Here is a 24178-nt window from a genome sequence, read left to right on the forward strand (position 1 = left end):
ATCTCGTTGAGCAATCCGTTAACCCATTGATTTTGCAGGGCAGATTCTTCTCTGTTGGCAGACAATCTGCACATCGCCATTTTGACACCGGAGCGTAAACGCGCACGATTCCAGTCGCTTATCTTAATAATCTGGTTGTATATGGCTTTTCACCGAACGTAGTGGACTGGTGTTGTTTTTATTACTGCTTCAGTCTGTGCCGATTATTCATTCGCTGTCTCTTCAGATCATCGTTTGCGGGCCTTCTGCGGCTCAATACCTTCCGGTCAGCTACACTATTTTTATATATTACGGAGGTGCTTATGCGTATTGGTGTCCCGAAAGAGATTAAAAACCATGAATACCGGGTTGGTCTGACCCCGGACAGCGTGCGCGAGCTGGTGCATCGCGGTCATGAAGTCTGGGTGCAACAGAACGCAGGGGCGGCCATTGGCTTCAGTGATGACGATTATCTGAGCTGTGGGGCAATGGTCGTTGATACTGCGGCTGAGGTGTTTGATAACGCCGAACTGATCGTTAAGGTCAAAGAGCCGCAGCCGGAAGAAATCAGCCTGATCAGCGCTGAACATACGCTGTTTACCTATCTGCATCTGGCGCCGGACCCGGCACTGACCCAGGCGCTGATGGCAACCGGTGCCACAGGCATCGCCTATGAAACCGTGACCGATAAAGCCGGGCGGCTGCCATTATTGGCCCCTATGTCAGAAATCGCCGGGCGCATAGCCGTTCAGGCCGGTGCCCGCAGTCTGGAGATGGAAGCCGGCGGACGCGGGGTGTTGCTGGCCGGCGCGCCGGGCGTACCGGCTGGCGAGGTGGTGATTATCGGCGCCGGGGTAGTGGGGCGAAATGCTCTGGCCATCGCTGTGGGCATGGGCGCGCAGGTCACGGTACTGGATACCTCGATGCAGGCGCTGCGCGAGCTGGATCAGCAGTACGGCAACCGCATCCATACCCGTTTTTCTACCCGCACCGTATTGGATGAGTGTCTGCCCAAGGCCGATCTGGTGATTGGTGCGGTATTAATTCCCGGTGCTGCAGCGCCTAAACTGGTGCTGCGTACCCATCTGGAAAGCATGAAACGCGGCGCGGTGATCGTCGATGTCGCCATCGATCAGGGCGGTTGTGTGGAAAGCGCACGGCCAACCACCCACAGCAATCCAACCTATGTCGACAGCGGCGTGGTGCACTACTGCGTTGCCAATATGCCGGGTGCCGTGGCCCGCACTGCCACGCAGGCGCTGAACAACGCCACCTTGCCCTTTGTGCTGGCGCTGGCAGGTAAAGGGGTTGAGCAGGCGCTGCGTGATGACCCTTATCTGCGTATGGGCCTGAACCTGTGTCAGGGTGCGCTGACCAGTGCCGAAGTGGCGGCCAGTCAGGGCGTGGATTATGTTGAGCGCGAGACGCTGCTCGGGCTCTGAGCGTATCCGCAGATAAAAAATACCAGCAAACATAAAAAACGGAGCGTCAGGCTCCGTTTTTTATGGCTTGTCCAGATTCCGCTTATCGCCAGCAAGTGATCCGCTCTCAAAGACCGTCTTCTCTGGTACTCTATGGCCTGCCAACCACTTGCCCGCAGGGAAAGCATGTTCCGCCTCTATCATTCCAACGATCTTGAAATTCTTAAGGGCATTCTTGTCCATCAGATGCAGGAATCGCCCGTCGGCCCCTTTGGTCAGGAAGCCATTCTGGTACAGAGTCAGGGCATGTCGCACTGGCTCAAACTGCAGCTGGCGGATTCGCTGGGGATTGCCGCGCAGGTGGATTTTCCGCTGCCCTCAAGCTTTGTCTGGCAGGTGTTTAACCGTCTGAAACCGGAGCTGCCGGAACGCTCGCATTTTGATAAGCAGATCATGGCCTGGAAGCTGGTACGTCTGTTACCACAGCTGGCGCTGAAAGAGGGTTGTGAGGCCATTGCCCATTACCTGCAGAATGATGCCGATGGCGTTAAGTGCTATCAGCTGGCGCAGACCATTGCCGACGTGTTTGACCAGTATCTGGTGTATCGCCCGGACTGGCTGCTGAGCTGGGAACTGGGCGAGGATGAAGTCGCCGATACACAGGTATCGGCCCATCCGTGGCAGCCGCTGGTGTGGCGGGCGTTGGTAGCCGACAGCGCCAGACTTGGTCATTCGCTGGATCACCGTGCGCGCCTGCTGCAGGAGCTGGAACAGCTGGTGCAGGCCCATCCTGAGCGCCTGGCTGATCTGCCCAAACGGTTGTTTGTGTTTGGTATTGCGGCGTTGCCGGGCAGCTACTGGCAGGTGTTGCAGGCGATTTCGCCGGTGATTGAAGTGCATTTCTTTTTGCTCAATCCGTGCAAAAACTTCTGGGGCGATATCGTCAGTGAACGGCAGAAGATGCGCATTCTGCGTGATAACCCCAACGTCGAAACCCTGCTCGACAGCGGCAACCCCTTGCTCGCCTCCTGGGGCCGGCTGGGGCGTGATTTTCTCACACTGGTACACGAAACCGCCGAGCAGTATGAAGGCCGCATTCAGGATGTGGATGCCTATTTAGAACGGGAGGTTGAACCTGAATCACAAACGCTACTGGCACACCTGCAGCAGGACATTCTGACTTTAACCGACCGTCAACAGGGGGCGTTCAGTAAAGACGCGCAATTACACAGCCGCTTTAAGCAGGGCATTGCCGCCGACGATGGCAGCGTGCGCTTAATCAGCGCCCACAGTCCGCTGCGTGAAGTACAGCGCCTGTACGATCAGATTCTGCACTGGCTGGATAACGACCCCGACCTTAAACCGCGCGATATTGTGGTGATGGTGCCGGATATCGACCAGTACGCGCCCTATATCGACGCCGTATTTGCCAGCAGCCGCGCGCGCACGGAGCAGGGCGATGAGTACCGTATTCCCTGGGCCATTGCCGACCAGTCGATGGCACAGGAAGATCCGCTCATCGACAGCTTCCTTAGTTTGCTGGGGCTGGGCGACTCGCGTTTGCTGATAACCGAGGTTCAGGACTGGCTGGATGTCGCCGCGATCCGCAGCCGTTTTAATATCCGCGAAGACGATCTGCCGGCATTGCGCGACTGGCTGGCGCAGGCGCAGATTCGCTGGGGCTTAAACAGCGAACAGCGTCAGCAGCTGGGCTTGCCGGCGTTTGAACAAAACAGCTGGCGTAAAGGCTTGCGCCAGTTGTTACTGGGGTATCTGACCCCGGACAGCCGTCAGGATTTTATGGGCGATTTTCCGGTGGCGGCCACCGAAGGCAACGAAGGCGAATTGCTTGGTCATTTAATGGCCTTTATCGACGTGCTGGAACACTGGCAGCGTCTGTTTGCGGCCGGGCCGCGTCATGTTGCTGACTGGTCGGCGTCGCTGCTGCGGCTGCTGGATGATCTGTATCTGGCCGACAGTATCGAGCAGAACTCGCTGCAGCGTATCCGCGATGCGGTGCAGCGCTGGCAGGAAGAATTAACCCTGGCCGGCTTTAACGGTGAATTATCCGCGCCGGTGGTGCGCAGCTGGTTTAACGAACAATTAGGGCAGCAGGGCGGCTGGCAGCGTTTTCTCGCCGGGCCGGTGAACTTCTGTACCCTGATGCCGATGCGTTCCATCCCGTTTAAAGCGGTGTGTCTGCTGGGGATGAACGACGAGGATTACCCGCGCCGGGTAACGCCGGTGGGCTTCGATTTAATGGTTGCCGGGCGCAGCCGTCGCGGTGACCGTTCGCGCCGCGAAGATGACCGTTATCTGTTTCTGGAGGCGGTGTGTTCAGCACAGGATTATCTCTATATCAGCTACCGTGGCCACGATGTACGCGAAAATGCCGAACTGCAGCCATCGGTGCTGGTGGCGGAATTACGCGATTATTTATGCGATGGTTTTGCCCTTGAGCAGGATCTGGATTTACCGCACCAGCAAAGCCGTCAACAGATGCTGAACTGGCTGCTGGAAGAGCTGCCATTGCAGCCCTATAACCGTCAGGCATTTGCTGCTGATGATTTATTAAAGCGCCATGTACGCAGTTATCAGCAGGTGTGGGCCGATGTCGCCGCAGAGCAGGGTGCTGGCCATGAATCGGACAATGATCATTTCTTCAGTGAGCCGCTGGCTATTCCGGCCGATATCGATACCAGCGCAGTTGCCTGGGAAGACGTAAAGCAGGCCCTGGCAGACCCGCTTAAATATTTTGTGACCCGCCGCTTAAAAGCCTCGTTCGATGTGTACTGGCAACAGCACGAAACCGAAGAACCCTTTGCCTTAAATGGTCTGGATTTATATCAGCTGAAAGACGACTGGCTGCAATTGGCCATGGCCGATATTCAGCAGGGCCATAGCGAAGAATTAAGCGATGAACTGGCCTTCACCCGCCGCCAACAGGCGCTGGGGCAATTACCGGTGAATGCTCTGGGTAAAGTCTGGAGCGATGATCTGATTGATTATTCGCGCCCGCTGGCGCAGAAAATCGTCGAATTATCCGAATTCCGCATGGAAGTAAAAGCACTGTCGGTGGCGCTGGAAAACTGCACCGTACAGGGCGAACTGCAGCAGGCCTTTGTGCGCCATGAAGGTGATGAGTGCGGTTATCTGCTGTATCACCGCGTCGGTGATATTTATGGCAAACATTTATTACAGGCCTGGCTGGATGCCTTATTGGTAGCCGCCGCGAGCCCTGGCAGCATCAGTCATGTCTGCCTGCTCGGTTTAAGTAAAGACAAGGGTAATACTTGGCTGCGGCAAATACAGCTGGGCTTGCCTGCACCGGACACTGCGCTGGCTTTAATTAAACAGGCGGTCGACTGGTACTGGCAGTGTTGGTGTAAACCCATCGCCCATTTGCCCGATACCCTGTGGAGCCTGATACAGGCGCAGGAATTTATTGGCGAGAAACACGCCGACGATGCCGATGCGCAAGCCGATGCCATGCAAAAAGAAATCACTAATCTGGTGCAGCGCGAGTTTGGCGAACTGGCATCACCTTATTTACAGCGCTGCCTGCCGGACTTTGTCGCGCAGTTGCAAAGCCAGTCGCCCGATCAGTGGCTTGCTGAGCAGGGCATCTTGCTGACCAGTCTGAAAAAACACATAAAAACCGATGAGCTGCATAAAGATTCCGCTGCCAGCTACAGTGGAGGAGAAGGCGTATGAAAACCTTATCCATTCCTGATTTTCCGCTGTACGGTCAGTCGCTGATTGAAGCCAGTGCCGGTACCGGTAAAACCTTTACCATTACCGGACTTTATAACCGTTTGATTCTTGGTCACGGCCGTCCGCGTTTGGGCTGCGATCAGATTCTGGTGGTGACCTTTACCCGTGCCGCTACCGAAGAATTGCGTGGCCGTATCCGCCAGCGTCTGCGTGATACGCTGGAGGATTTATTGTCGCTGGAAAATGGCCAGTCAATTGACGATCAGCAGCTGCAATATTTACAGCAGTTAGCGGCTGTCCAAAACAACGATGGCCAAAACAGCGATGGCCAGAATAACGATGGCCAGCACAGCGATATCGACAGCCTGTGTAAGCAACTGAAACCCTGGCTGCAAAGCAATCTGGCGTTAATGGATGAAGCGGCGATTTATACCATTCACGGTTTTTGTCAGCGCATGCTCAAGCAGTTCGCTTTCGACAGTGGTGTGGTATTCAGTGCCGAGCTGGTGCTCGACAGTGACAGCTATCTGCAACAGGCCTGTGAGGATATCTGGCGCCAGCAGGCTTATGCGCTGAATGAACAACAGAGCCGCTATTTAATCAGCCGTTATGCCGGCCCGGATGATGTACTGGCGAAAGTGAAAGCGCGGATTAACCGCCCGGATATGACGGTAATTCCGTCGCTTTCAGCTGATAGCCTGAGCAGGGCGTGGCAAAGCGCCGAAGCCGCATTTACGACCGCCAAAGCCGCCTGGTCGCAAATCAGTGCGGCTGATGTGGTGCAGTTAATTGCGGATTCCGGGCTGGATAAAAAATCCTACAGCAAACGTTTTGCCCCGAACTGGGTAGAAGAAGCGGCCGGCTATTTTGCCGGGCGTTTTTATATGCCAGCGCCGAAAAACCTCTACCGTATGACGCCAGCCGCGATGGCAGAAAAGCTGAAAGACGGTGGCGAATTACCGCAGCATGCAGCCTTTGACTCCACTGAAGATTTTCTGCAGGCGGCCAACCAGTTAGCACTGCTGCTGGAAGCCGCGTGGATGGACGCCATTAAAGAGCGTTATTTCGAGCTGCTGGAAAAAGCCGGCGCCTTAACCCCGGATGATTTATTGCGTTTATTGGTCAATGCTCTGCGTGCCGAACAGGGCGAACTGCTGGCCAGTCATATCCGCCGTTTATATCCGCTGGCGATGATAGATGAGTTTCAGGATACCGACCCGCAGCAGTACGAAATTTTTAACCGCATTTATCCACCGTTAAGTGAGACTGATAACGCGCTGGTGACGCAGACTATGGAGGAACTGACCGTTGGCGAGGATGGCAGCGCTAGGAAGGAACAGACGAAGACGCGGAGTTTATATGACATAAATGAGCAGTCTGAGGATGTTTCTGACAACGCGCTGGCGACGCAGCCAGGTCAGCATGGGTTAATTATGATCGGCGACCCTAAACAGGCCATCTACGGCTTCCGCGGCGCCGATATTTTTACCTACATCAAAGCCCGCCGGCAGCTGGCCGAAGAGCGCCGTTTTACCCTGGAAAAAAACTGGCGCAGTCATACTCAGCTGGTCGCCGGGGTCAATCAGTTATTTGCCGGCCACGACAGTCCCTTTGTGTTCGATCGGGATATTCAGTTCGTTAATGTATCGGCGGCAGGTAAACCCGACGGCCAGTCATTAAAAATTGCCGGTGAAGAACAAACGCCGCTGCAGCTGTGGCATGACGGTGGTGAATATTCCCGCAGCCGGGCGCAATTTACCGCTGCAGAGCAGTGTGCTGAGAAAATTGATGCCTTAATGCACGGTGATGCGACGCTGGGTGATACTCCGGTGCAGGCGCGCGATATTGCCGTGCTGGTGCGCAGCCGCAAGCAGGCCGGATTAATCCGTGAGGCGTTATCTGCGCGCCAGATCGGCAGTGTGTTTTTAACCCGCGACAGCGTGTACGACAGTCTGGAAGCGCGGGATTTATTCGCCTGGTTGCAGGCGGTGGCGCACCCCAGTGATGAGCGTGCACTGCGTACTGCGATGGCGACGGAAACCCAGGGCTTAACTGCCGCGCAACTGGATTCCCTGTTAAATGACGAGCTGGCGTGGGAGCGCACACTGGAGCAAAACCACAATTATCATCAGTTGTGGCAACGCCGCGGGGTGATGGCCGCCATTATGCAATGGCTGGAAGAAGACGGTCGCGCACAGCGCTTGCGCCGCCATCAGGATGGCGAACGCCGTATCACCAACCTGATCCATCTGGGGGAATTACTGCAGAGTGCTGCCCGCCGTTTACGTGGCCACGAGGCATTATTGCGCTGGTTTGGTGAGCATATTTTTTCCGATAACCGCAGTGGCGACGAAGCACAACTGCGTTTAGAGAGCGATGCCAATCTGGTCACCATTGTGACCATCCATAAATCCAAGGGCCTGGAATATCCGCTGGTGTTTTTACCCTTCCTGTGGGACGACAGTTATTTACCGAATCCGCGCAGCGATACTCAGTATTTCAGTGAAACAGACGGCATGGTGCTGAATCTGGAGCCGGATGATGAAGCCAAAGCGCTGGCTGTACGCGATTCTCTGGCGGAGTCTTTGCGTCTGCTGTACGTGGCCTTAACCCGTGCCGTGCAGGGCTGTTTTATCTGGCTGGCCGATGCTGTGGATGGTAAAAGCAAAAAAGAGAAAAAATCCCGTATTGCGCAAACCGCGCTGGGTTATCTGCTGGCCGTAGACAATGACCCTGACTGGGCCGGCCTGAAGCAATCGGCCTCGGCGGAATGTTTAATTACCGATTTACCGCAGTGGCCGGTGGATGAAGTTCGTCGTCAGATAGCTTCACAGGAACAACCGCAGGCGGCTGTGTGCCGGCCGCACAGCTGGGACAGCTGGCGCGTGAGCAGTTACAGCCAGTTAACCGCCGATGATCATAGCGGGCACTCTGCTCACGACGATGTGCTGGTGATGGATGAAAGCAGTGAGCAAACAAATAGCGATGAATCGGGTTCCGAATTTATTGACGCAGTGCTGCTGCACGAAATCAGCAAGCGTGAATTTGATGCCACAGCACCGGCACTGACCTTTGCCAAAGGTGCTAACGCCGGTACCTGTCTGCACGCAATTTTTGAACACTGGGATTTTGTGGATGCCGATGCGCTGCTCAGCATTACCGAACGTGAATTGAGCCATTATGGTTTAGCACTCAGTGAGGATGAAGTCGGCGCCGGGGAAAAACAAAAGCAGATCCATAACCTTGCCGGCTGGATGCAGGCGGTGGTGAACAGTCCTCTGATGAATGATCAGGGCGAGCAATTCGCCTTAGCGGATATTTCTGCGGCCAATCGCCTCGATGAAATGGAATTTTATCTGCCGGTGCAGCAGCTTAAGGCGGCGGATATTAATCGTCTGTTAGCCGACCCGGCGAAAAGCGGACGCTTTCATTTCGATACCTTAAGCGGCTATTTAAAAGGTTTTATTGACCTTATTTTCTGCCATAACGGCCGCTATTACGTGGCGGACTATAAATCCAATCATCTGGGTTTCAGCATTAACGATTACACCCCGGCGGCATTAAAGGTGGCAATGGCCGATCATCAGTATGATTTACAGGCCTGGCTCTACACCGTCGCACTCGACCAGCTTCTGCGTCAGCGCTTGCCCGGTTATGACCCGACTCAGCATCTGGGTGGCGTGTATTATTTCTGGCTGCGGGGGATGCATCTGGGCAACAGCGCTCCGCGTTTAGTTGTCGATGATGCGGCTGCCTCACAGCAGGATTTATTTGCCGCACCCGCACTGACTCAGGTGCCGGGCGTGTATTACCACGCCGTTGACCCTGAAGCATTGCAACGCTGGCGGCAGGCGCTGTTGCCGGATGCTGTCTGCGCGCGAAACAGAACTGATAACAAAGCGGAGGCCGGTGTATGAATCCGCTGCTGTTGCAATATTTGCCCGAAATTGAAGTGAAAAACCTGCGTGATATTGACCGTCAGGTGGCTATGCAGATGCTGCAGTGGGAATTGCAGGCCGCGGCCGATACTGAGCCGCAAACACTGCAGTGTTTGGCGGTGGCGTCGGTGATGGTCAGCGTTGCCCTGGGCAAAGGGCAGGTGTGTCTGCCGCTGACATCCTGTGCCTTGCCTGAATGGCGCGAGTTCTGGCATGAACACTCGTTACTGGCCAGTTCGCAGCTGGCTTCTTGCCGTACGGTGTATGTGGCAGAGGCTGACCCGAAAACAGCCGTTGGCGAATTTCGTGATTACGCCCAGCAGCCGCTGGTGCTGCATGGCAATAATCTCTATCTGGCGCGCTACTTTTTCTACGAGCGCGGTGTATTAACCCAGATTCACCAGCGCCTGGCGCAGGAACCGGCGTTAAACGATACGGAACTGATCAGCACGCTGATGCAATTATTCGGCGAGCCGGGTGCTGTTAATCCGGGTGCTGCTGGCTCGGGGGCTGCTGGCTCAGAGGCCGTGGTTGATTGGCAGAAAGTGGCTGCGGCCAGTGCCTGTATCCGTAATTTTGCGGTGATTACCGGTGGCCCGGGTACGGGTAAAACCACCACAGTCACGCGTCTGCTCAGTGCGCTGCTCAGCCAGAACCCACAGATGTCGATTGCGCTGGCCGCGCCCACCGGTAAAGCCGCTGCGCGCATGACGGAATCCATTCGTGGTGCCAAATTACGGGCACAGCAAAGCGGCGAAAAGTCGCTGCCCTTTGCCGAACAGATTCCGGACGACAGTTACACGCTGCATCGTTTGCTGGGCTGGTCACCACGCGGCTTCCGTTATAACGCCAATCGCCATTTACCCTTCGATTGCGTGGTGGTGGACGAAGCCTCGATGGTCGATCTGCCGATGATGTATCACCTGTTTCAGGCATTAGCCGCCGATACCCGCTTAATTCTGCTCGGTGACCGCGATCAGCTGGCCTCGGTAGAAGCGGGCAGTGTGCTGGCGGATTTATGCGATGCCGGCGTGCAGCACGGTCCGGACAGCGCTTTTGCCCAACGTCTGCAGCAACTGACCGGTTTTGATTTAACGGCTGTCACAGAAGACGCTGTAAGCCCGATGCAGAATGCGGTGGCGTCACTGCGGGTATCCCATCGTTTTACCGCGGACAGTGGCATTGGCCAGCTGGCAGCGGCGGTCAATAACAGTGAAATTGCGCGTGCCGATCAGGTGCTGCGCCAGTTTTCCGATGTACGCTTTGTGGCAGTGAATCCGCTGGCCGAGCAGCCGTTCTGGCAACAGCCGCAATGGCAGCAAACCTTAATGGATGGCTACCGTGATTATGCCGAAGCGTTGCGCGCTTTTGCTGCGGATAAAGCCGATGCGAACGATGTTTTCAGCGCCTTTAACCGTTTTCAGATTCTGGTGGCGCTGCGCCAGGGCCCTTATGGGGTTGAACAGGTGAATCAGCGTACCGAGCGTTTACTGCAGGCGGCGGGATTAATCGATACCCGCGCTTCGGCTTCCGGCTGGTACGCCGGCCGTCCGGTAATGATCAGCCGTAACGATTACGATCTCGGTCTGTATAACGGTGATATTGGTATTGCTTTGCCGCTAACGGATGAGCAGGGCAGGCAGACATTAAAAGTCGCCTTCCCGGATGCCGACGGCGGCGTGCGTTATTTATTGCCCAGCCGTTTGCCGGCCCATGAAACCGCTTTTGCCATGACCGTGCATAAAAGCCAGGGCTCGGAATTTGATCATCTGTGTCTGTTGTTACCGGAGCAGTGGCAGAGCGTTATTACCCGCGAGCTGATTTACACCGCCATCACCCGCGCGAAAAAGACTTTCAGCCTGTTTAGCGGCACAGCCTGCTGGCAACAGGGGCTGAATACCCGGGTGCAGCGCGCCAGTGGTTTACGGGAAGCACTCTGGCCTCAGCGCTGAGGTCTGGTTTGGTGTTTTTGCAGGTGTGTTTACGTGCTCAATATTTTTTATTGACCACGTAAACAAGGCTGTATACATTTGTATTCACTGTGTATGCAGATGAACAGGGAAGCTCATGATCAGCAAGTCACAATCAATCAGTGTGCGTTTATCGGAAGACGATTACGCCTATCTGATGGCCATCCGCCAAAACGGTGCGCTGACCCAAAGCGATAAAGTTCGCGAGCTGATTGCTATGGCGCGGGAAGCGGTGGGCACCGAAAGTTTTGCCCGCTCGTTTATTACCGCCAGTGACAGCATGGCGCCGTATCGCGCACGTTATAAATCCCCCGAATCTGATCGCAGCATCATGAATGAAGCGGTCTTTGATCTGCTTACCGAAAGCGCTGCCATTATTCAGTCGCAGGACAGCAAAGCCTGTGCTGCTGATCTCGAACGGCACTTATTTCCTGTTGTCAGCGATATGCTGCGTCGTCTGCTACCGCCATTACTGGCGCAAAGCGGCGGTACACTGCTGAATAATGATCTGGCTGAGCAACTGCAACAGCAGCTGCTGACGGATTTTTCTCACCTGAATTGCGCCAACCGCAAGGAGTAACACCATGTCTGAAGGATTATTAAAACGTATCGGCCGGCTGGTGTCGGCATCCGCCAACTCACTGGTCGACAGTCTGGAAAATGCCGCACCGACCATGGTGATGGAAGAAGCGATCCGCGAAATCGACAGCGCCATTGCCGATGTCCGTGCCCAGCTGGGCAAAGTCGAAGCGGCGCGTTATCTGAGCACCAAAAGTTTAAACGCGGATAACAGCCGTCATGCTGAACTGCAGGCGCAGATTGAAGTGGCTGTTGCTCAGGGGCGCGATGATCTGGCCGAAGCGGCGATTGCGCGCCAGATGGATATCGAAGCCATGATTCCCGTGGTTGAGAAAAGCATCGCCGACAGCGACGCTGAAATTAACGAACTGAATTCCTATATTCAGGCACTGCAGGCGAAAAAACGCGAAATGCAGGAAACCCTGAAACATTATGAAATTGCCAATGCCGCTGCGGTTCAGGCTGAACATGCCGGCACTGCCTCGACCGCCACTCAGGTGGAGCAGGCGACCGACGCCTTTAACCGCATTCTGAATAAAGCCGGTGCGCCGGGTGTGAGCAGTGGCGATGAGCGTAAGCTGGCCGAACTCGATCAGCTGGCCCGTCAGAACCGCATTCAGGAACGACTGGCGCGGGTTAAATCGCAGGCGAACGATTAATGGAATTTCTGTTTTCTGATGGCAATTATCCTTTTGCCGTCGCTCTGGTATTAATGCTGATTATCGCCGTGCTGGAAGGTGTGCTGGTGGTTATTGGTCTGGGTTTATCGCAATTTATTGATGGCCTGTTGCCCGATGTCGACCTGAGCGTTGATGGCGAGGTGCCGAATATGGGGCTCAGCCGTTTTCTGGCCTGGCTGCGTATTGGTCAGGTGCCGGTGCTGATTATTCTGGTGATGCTGCTGATGTTCTTCGGGCTCAGCGGTGTGGTACTGCAATCGCTGTTTATGTCGGCCTTTGGCTTTATGCTGCCGGCGATCGTCGCGGTGGTACCGGCGCTGGCGGTTGCGTTGCCTCTTACGCGTCTGCTGACCGGATTGCTGGGCAAAGTACTGCTGAAAGACGAAACAGAAGCGGTCTCTTCCGCGTCTTTTATTGGCCAGGTAGCGACCATTACGCTGGGTGAAGCCCGCCAGGGCAGTCCGGCGGAAGCGCGATTCCGCGATCAGTTTGGAACAACGCATTATCTGATGGTTGAACCGGATGCCGATGAAGTCTATCGCGCCGGAGATAACGTTCTGCTGGTGCAACAGAAGGGTGCTGTGTATCAGTGCATCCGCCCGGATAACCAACACCTGCAATAACCAAAACCTGCAACAATTAAAAATTACATTACGGACTACTTTTTAAAACTCTCAGGGAGCTTTTATGGATAACCTTTTCTCAGCAGTCTTTTTTGCTGGATTTATTTTTGTCGGCCTGCTGGTCATTGGGATGATATTTGCGCGTTTATATACCCGCGCATCGAAAGAACGCTCTTTTGTCCGTACCGGTATGGGCGGACAGAAAGTCATTATGAACGGCGGGGCGATGGTGCTGCCGGTATTGCATGAAATTATTCCGGTCAATATGAACACCCTGCGTCTGGCGGTATCGCGTAAAGAACAGCAGGCGCTGATTACCAAAGACCGTATGCGTGTCGACGTACTGGCCGAATTTTATCTGCGTGTTAAACCCGATGCGGATGCCATTGCCAACGCGGCACAAACTCTGGGTGCACGTACGCTGGACCCGGATGCACTGAAAGAAATGATCGAAGGTAAATTCGTTGATGCCCTGCGTTCGGTGGCGGCAGAAATGGAAATGGCGGAACTGCACGAACAGCGCAGCCAGTTTGTACAGAAAGTACAGCAGGTCGTGAGCGAAGACCTGCTGAAAAACGGTCTGGAACTGGAGTCTGTTTCCCTGACCGGTCTGGATCAGACGCCACGTGAATTCTTCTCACCCGATAACGTGTTCGATGCCGAAGGTCTGGCGCGTATGACCCGTTCGATTGAATCACGCCGTAAGGAAGTGAACGAAATTGAGCAGGAAACCCGTGTACTGATCGAACAGAAAAACCTTGAAGCCGAACGTCAGCGTCTGCAGATTGAGCGTGAAACCCGCTACGCCAAAATGGAGCAGGAACGCGAAATTGCAACGCGCGAAGCCGATCAGCAGGCTGAAATCGCCAAAGAGCGCGCGGATAAAGAACGTAGTGCCAAACAGGCCGAAATCGAAGCGCAGCGGGAAATTGATCAGTCGCGTATCGCTGCCGATCAGGCAACACTGTTGCTGGAAATTGAAAAAGACCGCCGCCTGCGCGAGCAGGAAATTGAGCGTGAGCGTCAGCTGGAAGAACGTCAGATCCAGAAACAGAAATCACTGGAAATTGCTGAGCAGGAACGTGCCATTGCGGTTGCCGAAAAATCGAAAGAGCAGTCGCTGGCCGATAAACTGGCGAACGAGGCACGTTCGGAAGCGGTGCGTGCAGAAGAAAAAGTAACCACCGCCAAACAGGTGGAAATTGCTGAACGTGATAAAGCCATCGAGCTGATTGAAGCGCAGAAAGAAGCGGAACGTCAGGCGACCGGGGTAAAAATCGCCGCCGAAGCTGAAAAAATGGCCGCCGAAGATAAAGCCGAAGCGCTGCGTCTGCAGGCCAACGCTGAAGCCGATGCTATCCGTATTAAAGTGGAAGCCGACCGTGAAAAGTACGCGGTGGATGCCGAAGGTCAGCGCCTGATGAACGAAGCCCTGAACAGCCTGAGTGATGCGCAGATTGCCCTGAAGCGTGTGCTGAGCCTGCATGCAGCGCTGCCGGGCATTGTACGTGAAAGCGTGAAACCACTGGAAAACATTGAGGGTATGAAAATTATCTCGATCGATGGTCTGAACCAGATGGGTGGTGAACGCAGTGCCAATGGCAGTGGTGTGCTGGATCAGGACAGTGCTGCTAATGGCCAGAGCCTGCCGGAAGCACTGGTCAACAGTGCATTAAAACACCGTGCTATGGCGCCACTGGTTGATTCACTGCTGAAAGAAGCCGGCGTGCATGAATTTGCCCGCGATCTGAACAGCTGATTCCTGTCGCCGGTTTTTAAATAAAGAAACAGAGCGTATTATCTACGCTCTGTTTTTTTTTATTGGGAGTGTACGTATGCCTCCGCGTCAGACGGCTTTGTTGACTAAAAAACGCATTGCCGGTTTTTTATTTTCCTTCTTTGTAGTGCTGATTTTGCTGGTGCTGGTCTTGCTTTACAGTGCGCCTTTTTTTGCTGTCAAAGCTGGCCAGAAATGGTACGGAAGTCAGGGCGCTGGTTATCAGTTAACGGTGTCAGACTGGCATTGGGTGCCGTTTCGCACCGAACTTGAATTAACCGGTGTTGAACTGCGTCACCCGCAGACGGATGCTCCGCAAGCAACAACCCGTGTTGAACGGCTGCAGCTGAGTTTTGATCCCTGGGCACTGGCCCATCAGGAAATTTATATCCGGGACATCAGCCTCGACGGATTACGTTTAAGTGCTGCACTGCGAAATGATGAAGCGTTGCGCCTGTTAATCAGTGGCATGGTGATTCCCCTGCTGGCAGATAACAGCGCAGCCGCTGTGACAGAACCCGTGACAGAATCCAGAACGGAGACTGCGGCTCAGCAAAGCGAGGCTGTTGCTGTTGAGAGTGCGGATAGTCAGACGGCTTCTGTTCAGGCAGAAGAAAGCACTCAGAAAGAACAACCCTGGCGCGTGCGTCTTGGCCGTTTAACGCTTAACGATGAAATCATCGACTGGCAGCAGGATGCACTGACAACACAAGGCCCGGCGAGCCGTGGTCAGCTGCGGATTGCATCGCTGCAGGCTGGACCTTTTGACAGTACCGCCGCAGACGCTTTGCCTCTGAACCTGACTCTGGAACTGACGCAGTTTGAATTAAGCGGCGCTCAGCCGGTCAGTCTGCAACAGACCTTTACCCTGACCCTTGCCGGGCAATTACAGCAGCTGTTAACCGCCCCGCAGTGGGACGGAGATATTGTGCTGGAAAATCTTCAGGTAACCGCTGCCGGTGCTCCACCTCTGGCTTTTAAACGCTTTCAGCTCAGCGGTGTGCAGGCTGCTGCTGATGCACAAAGTATCGCAGAGCTGAGTCTTGAGCAGCTGGTGCTCGGAGCCGGCGATGCGCCGTTGTTGAGTCTGGGACATTATCAGGTCAGCGATATTTCGGCATCAGCAACGCAGCTGGCGACGGGGCTGCATGAATATGCGGATTTACAGGTAGCGCTGCAGCGTCTGGCGGATGGCAGAATTGATCTGGGCGCCACCGTGGCCTCGCCGGTGGAGTCGCAGCACACAGCAGATGCAGAAAATGCAGATGCAGCAGATGTAATGGATACAGAAGAAAGTACCGGTGTTGTTTCTGCCTCTGCCGAAGAGGGGCGAGCGGATGACGGTAGTCGTTTCCGGCTGTTTATTGCCGGAATTCAGCAAAACGGTGACAACAGTGGTGCTGATATTCGCGATGCTTCGGTAAAACCTGCTTATCAGGGAAGAGTGCAGATCCGTGAACTGAATATCAGTGAAATATCCACTACACTGGCCGCATCTGCCCGGCCGGAATTGCAGAAACCGGTACAGGTACACGCTGTTTTATCACTCGACGATTATAACCGTATTGCACTGGACACCAGTCTGACTCTGGATAGCAGTCATGCGCCTGAGATTTATCCGCAGGGCAATATCACGTTGCGTATCAGTCAGCTGGATATGGTGGCATTTAATGGTTATCTGGCGCAGGCGATGGGCTATCACCTGGAAAAAGGCATGCTGAATCTGGATGTTGATATGGATATGCAGCAAGCCCGGCTGGGTGGCGAAGCGCGGATATTATTGCGTAATTCCAGTTTTGTGCCGGAAGACGAAGCAACCATTAAGCGGGTCAGCAAGCAGATTTCCATGCCGGTCGATACCGCGCTGGATTTATTGCGTGACGATAATGGTAATGTCCGTCTGACCGTACCGGTCTCTGGCGATATGAGCAGCCCGGATTTCGGTTCCGGTGATATTACCGCGCAATTAAGTAAGCTGGCCTTGCAGAGTGCCGCTCTGCATTATCTGAAACAAAGTCTGCAGCCTTACGGTTTATTACTGAGCATCGCCTCCTATGCCGGATCAGAATTAATGGCGATCCGTCTGGATGCTCTGGCGTTTGCTGAGGGGCAGACAGAACTGAATGATGAGCAGATTCCGCAGCTCGAAAAAGTCGCACAACTGATGCACGGTAAAACCGGGCTGGAATTGCAGGTGTGTCCTTTTGTCAGCGCCGCTGAAGCCTCTGCTCAGGAAGAACAGTGGCCACAACTGGCACGCCAGCGCGGTGCTGTGGTTAAGGCCTGGCTGGCGCAGAAAACCGATGAAAATGATCATTCCCTGGCGCCGAGGGTAACACTCTGCAAAGCGCAAAAAGGCAAGAAAGCAGAGGTGGTGCTCGGATTTAATTAAGCGCGGTCGTATGTTTAGCCTGCGCGTTTAATTACATTCAGCGAAGCGTTTCTTTGGGTTTTGTCAGGGCAGAATCTGCAGCAGAACCCGCAGCATATTACCGCCCATGACTTTGTGTATTTCCTGCTTACTGAAGCCCTGACGCAGCATTTCGTGGGTTAATGCTGCAAGCTCAGAGGTATCGAATTGTGTGGCAACGGCGCCGTCAAAGTCTGAGCCCAGTGATACGTGATCTTCACCAAGCAAGTCGATGGCGCTGCGGATGGTTCTGACAATGCCGGCCGGGGTGTCATCGCAGGTGACATCTTTCCAGTAACCGATACCGATCACGCCACCGGTGGCCGCAATCTGTTTCATCAGCGTGTCAGGAAAATTCCGTTTTACCCGACAGTGCGAAAAGATACCGCTGTGGCTGACAACCAATGGTTGTGCTGTGATGGCCAGTACGTCTTTCACAACCTGTGGGGAGGAATGTGCGAGGTCGATAATCATGTTTTTTTCAGCCGCCCTGAGTACCACCTCACGACCAAACGGAGTCAGCCCCGCATTGGATGTGCCATGCAATGAACCGCCCAGCTCATTATCAAAAAAATGCTGCAGGCCGATCAGGCGATAACCGGCATCGTAGAGTTTATCCAGATTTTCGATGTGACCTTCCAGTGGATGTCCGCCTTCCATTCCCATTAATGCTCCGATCAGGGTTTTTCCCTGTTCGCGCGCGCTGACAACGGCTTTTATATCGGCTGCCGTGCGGATTAATATCAGTTGCTCCGGTGCTTTGTCAGCATAATTTTTCAGGCGTGTTACCTGATACCGCGCACGCTCATATAAACTGCTCCAGCTGGCAACCGGCCAGGTCTGGGCAATGGCGAGCGGGGTGATATTGTCTGCAGCATCTTTGCTGTTGGCATGGTAGTTCTGACCGCTGGGACTTTTGGTAACTGCGGTAAATACCTGCAGGGCAACATTGCCCTCACGCAGCCGGGGAATGTCAACCTGACCGTAATCGCTGCGTTGCAGCAGGTTTCTGTCCCACAGCAGGGAATCGGCATGCCAGTCACCAATCAGCAGCGTCTGATGCAGTGCACGGGCTTCCGCAGAGACAGGCCAGGGTTTGTGGCTTTTTACGCTGTTCATGCCTTTTTCTACCTGGCCAGGCACGATAATGCGCGCTGCGATTAAGGCCAGAATTAAAAGGATGAATAATACGTACAGTATTTTGCGCAGCACGGGAGGCCCCTGATCTGTCCGGAGAATGATGCTACAGGTTATTGGCTGCAGGTCGCGGCGGCAATAGCTTCCTGAGTAACGATTTCTTTCAGGCTTTTAATCGCTTCAAAGCGGTATGGATTGGTTTGTGCGCCGTCATAGTTGCAACCTTTTCCGGGGGTCAGCTGAGTAAATTCAACCACCACATGATCAGCCTGCTCCAGCACGTCATCGATACGGATACCGTAACCGCCATTCGGGCGGATGCCGAGGTCAATCAGCACAATCTGGTACTGGTTAAAATCAACATCTTTGCTGCTTTCTGCGGAGTAGTCTGCCAGCACTTCACGATAATCATCGGCATTATTCAGTATACGGATGGTTTTAATTTCGCTGCCGCTGCCAATGGTCTGCAACCCCTGATGCAGGGTCGTGTGGGAAAGACGGTTTTCCGCTTCCTGGTCGGTGGCGACACAGCCGAATAATAAAACAGAGGCACTGACCAGCAGGGCTTTCACAGGCAGCAGATGATTGCGTGTCATGACATTGTCCTTACATAGCGGGGATAAAAATCTTCCGGTGTTTACCGGACGGCAGAAATTTCGCTGCGTAGCATGAAGGGGATGGCCTTTATGAACAATATTGGCAGTGTAAAACCCGTGTAATTCTCGTTTATTCATGCCGCCAGCAAGCAGATAGCCAGTAAACAATGTTGGAAACTCTGCCAATAAAAAAAGCGCCCGCAGGCGCTTTTTTATTACTCAGTATGAACCTGTCAGGCTGCGTTTTCGCTGCTGCTGACCGGTTTAACCACGAACAGTAAGTCGCCCTGGTTAACCTGCTGACCATCGCTGTTCATAATGCGCGTTACCTTGAATTTCTGCCCGGCAGGGTAGAGTTCGGTACCGGCACGGTTGAACTGTTTCAGGCTCAGCGGTGTGAACATCTTCATGGCTTCCATCAGACACAGGGTCTGATCAACACCGATGATATCGCCTTCTTTGACAAAGGCCGGTTCACTTGGCGATGACGATCCATAGAAAATACTGGTCGATGGCGACAGTACTTTCAGCTCGTCGGAACCTTCGATCTTCAGTGCCGCCGCATCCACCGCGTTGGCGCTCATATCGGCCGCGTCTTCAATATCTTTGATCAGCGCATCAACGTCGATACGGTCAAGGAATTGCGGCAGATAGGTGGTGTCGTAGACACCGTCCTGGAAGACTTTGTCGTCCAGCACGCGCTTGAGCAGCGGGATATTGGTGCAGACGCCGGTAATGCGTACACGCTCCAGATATTCGCGCATTTTAGTGATGGTGTCGTTGCGGTCTTTACCGTAACAGATAATCTGCACCACCATGCTGTCGTAGAACGGCGATACCTGTTTGCCAGGAGCAGCCATAGCGATTAGCTCGATATAGTCTTCTTCCGGCAGCACGCAGTCACGGATAAGCCCAGGCGTTGGTACGAATTCAACATCGTCACCTTTACGCACGGCTTTCTCAGCGTTCACGCGCACTTCAATGGCATAACCTTTGGATACCGGTTTCAGGTCCGCGATGCTGTCGCCTTCGGCGATGCGGAACTGAGTGCTGACGATATCAATACCCGACACCAGCTCAGTTACCGGGTGCTCTACCTGCAGACGGGTGTTCATCTCCATGAAGTAGATGGTGTTGGCATGCAGGTCGAAAATAAATTCAACCGTACCGGCACCGACGTATTTCACCGCATCCGCCAGTTTGGCAGCAAAATCGTAGGCCGCCTGTTCCAGATCACGCGGCAGCATGGTGGAACCGGATTCCTCGAAGATTTTCTGGTTGTTACGCTGCACCGAGCAGTCACGCAGACCGAGAATCTTGGTGTTGCCATGGCTGTCACGTAATACCTGTACTTCGATATGACGCAGGGAGGTTACGTATTTTTCCAGATACACGTCGCCGTTACCGAAAGCAGCTTTGGCCTCAGTAGAAATCTGGTGGAACAGGGCGTGGATCTTATCCGGCGAATGCACCACCTGAATGCCTTTACCGCCACCACCGTGTACCGCTTTCAGCAGCACCGGATAACCGATTTCATCGGCTACCGCAGCGGCATTGGCAGAACTGGTCAGAATGCCGTGGGAACCCGGTACAACAGGCACATTCACACGCATCGCAGTGTTAATGGCGTTGGACTTGTTGCCCATGGTTTCCATCGAGGAAACCGGCGGTCCGACAAAGTTAATGTCGTGGTTACCACAGAGGGCGGCAAACTGGCTGCTTTCCGACAGGAAGCCGATACCCGGGTGCAGCGCATCCACGTTTTCGTGGTGGGCGATACGCAGTACCGATTTGGCGTTCAGATAGCTTTCGTCCGGAGTATTACCACCGATACAGACCACGCGGTCTTCAGGCCCGAGCATATCGACCGGTACTGATTCCATATCCGGGTCGGATGCAATCAGGATAACCTTGATATCGTTTTCCTGTGCCTTGCGGATCAGTTTCACCGCAGTACAGCCACGGGCGTGGATCAGCACCTTGTCGATTTTGCCGTATTTTTTCAGTTTGCTGGCATTGGCGCCGGTATCCGGAGCCATGCGCTCCGCCGTGACATAGCCCTGCAGCACGCGGTCGAGAACGTCATCGACGCTGAAGCGGGCAACCGGCATATCCGGGTCGATGGCACGCAGGCGGTCGTCCAGATCATCAAAGAACGGGTGGCTGACCAGACCGTCCATCGACTTAGGCGATACCGACAGGTAGTTCGACAGGGTACAGGTACTTGGCAGATAGCTTGGCACCACGATCTGGCCGGCAAACGGCATATTGGTGCCGGAGAAGTAGTAGGTCTGCGCCAGCGGGTGAGTCACAAAACTCGCCTGCGCACCACCGGTACAGTCACCGAAACCGAAGATCACGATCGGCAGATCGTTATCGCGTACGAAACGGGTGATACGGTCGTTAACCACGGCCATAGAGAACAGGGCAGCCGCACCTTCTTTGGTCTGCATACCGCCGGAGGAAACAAAGCACACGATCGGCAATTGCAGACGCGCACATTCCACCATCAGCTTACAGAACTTCTCAGCGGAGGCCATATCGAAGGCGCCGGCCTGGAAGTCGAGGTTGGAAACCAGCGCACCGACCTGTTGTTCACGCTCACCGATTTTGATGGTACCGATACCTGTGATCACACCGCAGGGCTTGATGTCTTTCTTCAGCGCACCTTCGATTGAGCTGCGGAAGCCTGGGAAGGCCACCGGATCGGCGGACATCAGGCTGGCATTCAGTTCTTCAAAATCGTTGAAGAAGCGGTCAATGATGGCCTGTGCTGAGGTCTTCTTCTGACGTTTGGTATCGTCCAGAACCTGCTGAATCAGCAGATCGTGGTAAGCCATGGTCAGACGGTTCCAGAAATCCTTACGGCGACCGATAGAGACCGGGTTGATACGGCCGTTATAGGTCTTACCATCCTGCTCGGCTTCATGATATTCCGGCAGCAGTTTTTCGAAAATAAAGGTGATCACCACAAACAGGGTGTCGGACAGGCGCGGGAAGGCCAGTTTTTTCCATTCCTCAACCGACTTCAGGAAGTCGCCACGCTGATTACTCTTGATAAAGTAGCTCAGCCAGTGGTTAAAGGATTCGCGCTCCTGGGCGGTATAACTGTCGCCTTCGGTGGCTTCGGCCAGAGATTTCTCCAGTAGGGTTTTCACCGAGTCGCGTGACAACGAACGGTCTTCGTTGGCTTCTTTTGCCACGCCGACCAGATTGTTGATGAAGTTGTCGTACAGCTGACCAAACACCAGCATGTTCTGACACACCTGGCTGAACTCGTAACGCAGTTCGTCGTGCAGAATGGCATCCAGAATGGTGATGTCCGGGTGTGCCGGGTTCTGAATGTTTTCCTGACGGAACTGAATGTAAGGGGCCAGTGCTTCTTCAATGATGCGACGGTTGGCTTCCACTTTGATGCTGGCAATACTGTTGGCCAGTGCTTCGGTACGGGTGGAGAGTTTTAAATCCGCGCGGATATGATCCGGAATCAGCTCATCTTTGAGGATACTGTTCAGAGCGGTTGCCAGTGACTGCTTCAGTGCTCCCTTGGACTTTTCCTTGGCCAGGCCCTGAGTCAGTTCCTGACGGGTTTCGTGCGGCAGTTGCTCGCGAATGTAAGCGGCCAGCGGATGCGGGTTCTTTTCTACGAACTCAGCCACGGCAACGGCATCGAGGATGTCATTGGCGCGCAGCAGGAAACGGCTCTGCTTGTAGTCTTCAAGGTAATCCATCAGTCCCTGGAAATTAACCGAAGCATCGGATTTCCAGCGGTTAAACAGATACAAACCGAGGTTAAAGCACAGTTCCTGCTTGGCTTTTAAGTAATTGTTCTTGGGCTCACCGAAGAACAGACGGGCGATGGTGCTGCGGCTCTCGTCACGGTCTTCGTACTTACTCCAGAAGTTTTTCCAGCTTTTGTGCAGGTTGTCGTCGTAGACGATTTTTTCCGGTGCCTGCAGCCAGTTCTGGAATTTGCGCTTGGATTCACGCTGCAGACGGGACTGCAGCTGGCCTTCCGGTACTTCTTTTTCTGCCAGGCGACCGTAGTTTTCCAGTGTTGTGGAATGAATACGGCGGCGCAGGGTGAGGTAGCGGGTGTAGCGATAGGTCAGGCCGAACAGGTTGATATGCTCGGTCGGAGTCTGGGCAAGGAAGAAGTTAGAGTCTTTCTGCAGCTTTTCCAGTTTCTCAGACGGCTTAAGGAAGCGTTCAACACTGCGCTGATAATGGTCCATCAGATATTTGCTGTGACGGGCAAACTCGGCGGCACTGGCTTCGATGGATTCGATACCGGTGGTAATGGCCTGATGCAGATTGAAACGCTTTTCGTCAGCATCGGTCGGGGCGTAATCGATGATGCCATCGATAATCCCGGCTTCACGCAATTCAAAGCCGGATACGCCAACGTACTTGGCACATTCCTGCCAGGACAGGTTGTATTTACGTGCAATGGACGCCAGACCCTGCGGCTGAATGGTGTTGAAAATACCATCACGCACGCTGAGCAGAATATTGGTGGTTGCCAGCGGGATTGCACCGCCGGAATAACCGGCACCCCAGATAATACCGAGGGTTGGCACATCATTGTTGGCCATTTCGGTAATCAGGTGGGAAATGCTGTGTGCCTGGTTGCCGGCATTCGCGGCTTCACCGGCATCGGCTCCGGGGGTGTCGATAAAGGTAACAATCGGCATGGCGCGACGGGCAAAGGCACGGGCCTGCTGTGCAGCACGGTTGTGATGCTGTGGCTGCCACGCACCGTTGGCGTGTTCACGGTTCTGGCAGATAAAACCAACGCGGCGTACATGACCACCAAAGTCCATATCGGCCTCGGCGCAGTACAGCGGGCCGTCTTCTACTTCGGTGATAACACGCAGCACCAGATGCTGAACCACAGCTTTAGCGCCCATGCGGCTGTTGCTTTCGCTGGGCGCGACGATCTGTTCAATATAATTGTCAATATTCAGGCCACGCAGGCGCTCAAGTTCGGCCTCGCAGCGTTCCGGAGAGATCAGCCCTTTAACGCTCTGATCAACGGCGTTGTCTTCGTATTCCGGAAACAGGGAAAAGTCGGCAGACAGCTGTTCTGCTTTCTGGAACAGCTGGTCGATATGTTTGGATATGGCGTTTCCTGTTGAAACCTGTTGCTCTGTCATCGTTACTACATTCCATAATGTGCCGATATTCAATCGGGCCGGCCTGAATCGGATGTCGCGGAACCAGCCCATCATGCCTCTGTAAAACTACCGCCACAGCCAGAAAACTGACCGTGTGCGGATTAACAGGGGGCATTAGTAAAACCTAAAAAGTCTTTCTTGAATATCACTAATAACCAGTAAAAGCGACTCAGTACA

The 24178-nt window shown here is 54.2% G+C and carries 12 protein-coding genes; 9 read left to right on the forward strand and 3 right to left on the reverse strand.

Annotation, left to right across the window (positions count from 1 at the left end; all coding sequences use genetic code 11):
• Positions 1-302: 302 nt before the first annotated feature.
• The 9 genes from ald (at position 303) to HUF18_RS09100 (ending at position 17073) form a co-directional block, all read left to right on the forward strand.
• Complete coding sequence (ald, locus tag HUF18_RS09060) at positions 303-1421, forward strand: alanine dehydrogenase (RefSeq protein WP_225691955.1); 1119 nt, start codon at positions 303-305, stop codon at positions 1419-1421.
• Between the two features lie 165 nt (positions 1422-1586).
• Entirely contained in the window at positions 1587-5114 is a 3528-nt protein-coding gene (gene recC, locus HUF18_RS09065) for an exodeoxyribonuclease V subunit gamma (RefSeq protein ID WP_225691956.1), read from the forward strand.
• Positions 5111-9031, forward strand: a complete 3921-nt coding sequence (locus tag HUF18_RS09070) for a UvrD-helicase domain-containing protein (RefSeq protein WP_225691957.1) — start codon at positions 5111-5113, stop codon at positions 9029-9031. The genes recC and HUF18_RS09070 overlap by 4 nt, the downstream gene beginning before the upstream one ends.
• Positions 9028-11004 (forward strand): exodeoxyribonuclease V subunit alpha, encoded by a 1977-nt coding sequence (recD, locus tag HUF18_RS09075; protein WP_225691958.1) that lies wholly within the window; start codon positions 9028-9030, stop codon positions 11002-11004. Before HUF18_RS09070 ends, recD begins: the two co-directional genes overlap by 4 nt.
• Before the next feature lie 115 nt (positions 11005-11119).
• Positions 11120-11602: a hypothetical protein gene (locus HUF18_RS09080; RefSeq protein WP_225691959.1), complete on the forward strand. Its 483-nt coding sequence runs from the start codon at positions 11120-11122 to the stop codon at positions 11600-11602.
• A 4-nt stretch (positions 11603-11606) separates the two neighbouring features.
• Positions 11607-12260, forward strand: a complete 654-nt coding sequence (locus HUF18_RS09085) for a PspA/IM30 family protein (protein WP_145468926.1) — start codon at positions 11607-11609, stop codon at positions 12258-12260.
• On the forward strand, positions 12260-12904 hold the full coding sequence (locus tag HUF18_RS09090) for a YqiJ family protein (protein ID WP_225691960.1): 645 nt from the start codon (positions 12260-12262) through the stop codon (positions 12902-12904). Before HUF18_RS09085 ends, HUF18_RS09090 begins: the two co-directional genes overlap by 1 nt.
• Before the next feature lie 64 nt (positions 12905-12968).
• Complete coding sequence (locus HUF18_RS09095) at positions 12969-14663, forward strand: flotillin family protein (protein ID WP_145468924.1); 1695 nt, start codon at positions 12969-12971, stop codon at positions 14661-14663.
• Positions 14664-14763: 100 nt separating this feature from the next.
• Positions 14764-17073, forward strand: a complete 2310-nt coding sequence (locus HUF18_RS09100; protein ID WP_225691961.1) for a DUF748 domain-containing protein — start codon at positions 14764-14766, stop codon at positions 17071-17073.
• 63 nt (positions 17074-17136) lie between these two features.
• On the opposite strand, the gene HUF18_RS09105 is transcribed toward HUF18_RS09100, so the two are convergent.
• From HUF18_RS09105 to HUF18_RS09115, 3 genes are all read right to left on the reverse strand, one after another.
• A complete protein-coding gene (locus tag HUF18_RS09105; protein WP_225691962.1) occupies positions 17137-18303 on the reverse strand; it encodes a dipeptidase in 1167 nt (388 codons plus the stop codon).
• A 38-nt stretch (positions 18304-18341) separates the two neighbouring features.
• On the reverse strand, positions 18342-18824 hold the full coding sequence (locus HUF18_RS09110; protein WP_225691963.1) for a protease complex subunit PrcB family protein: 483 nt from the start codon (positions 18822-18824) through the stop codon (positions 18342-18344).
• A 233-nt stretch (positions 18825-19057) separates the two neighbouring features.
• Positions 19058-23980, reverse strand: coding sequence for an ATP-binding protein (locus HUF18_RS09115; RefSeq protein WP_225691964.1), 4923 nt, complete (start codon positions 23978-23980; stop codon positions 19058-19060).
• Between the last annotated feature and the right edge of the window lie 198 nt (positions 23981-24178).

The sequence above is a fragment of the Thalassolituus sp. ST750PaO-4 genome (assembly GCF_020320405.1).
Lineage (GTDB): Bacteria > Pseudomonadota > Gammaproteobacteria > Pseudomonadales > Oceanobacteraceae > Venatoribacter > Venatoribacter alkanivorans.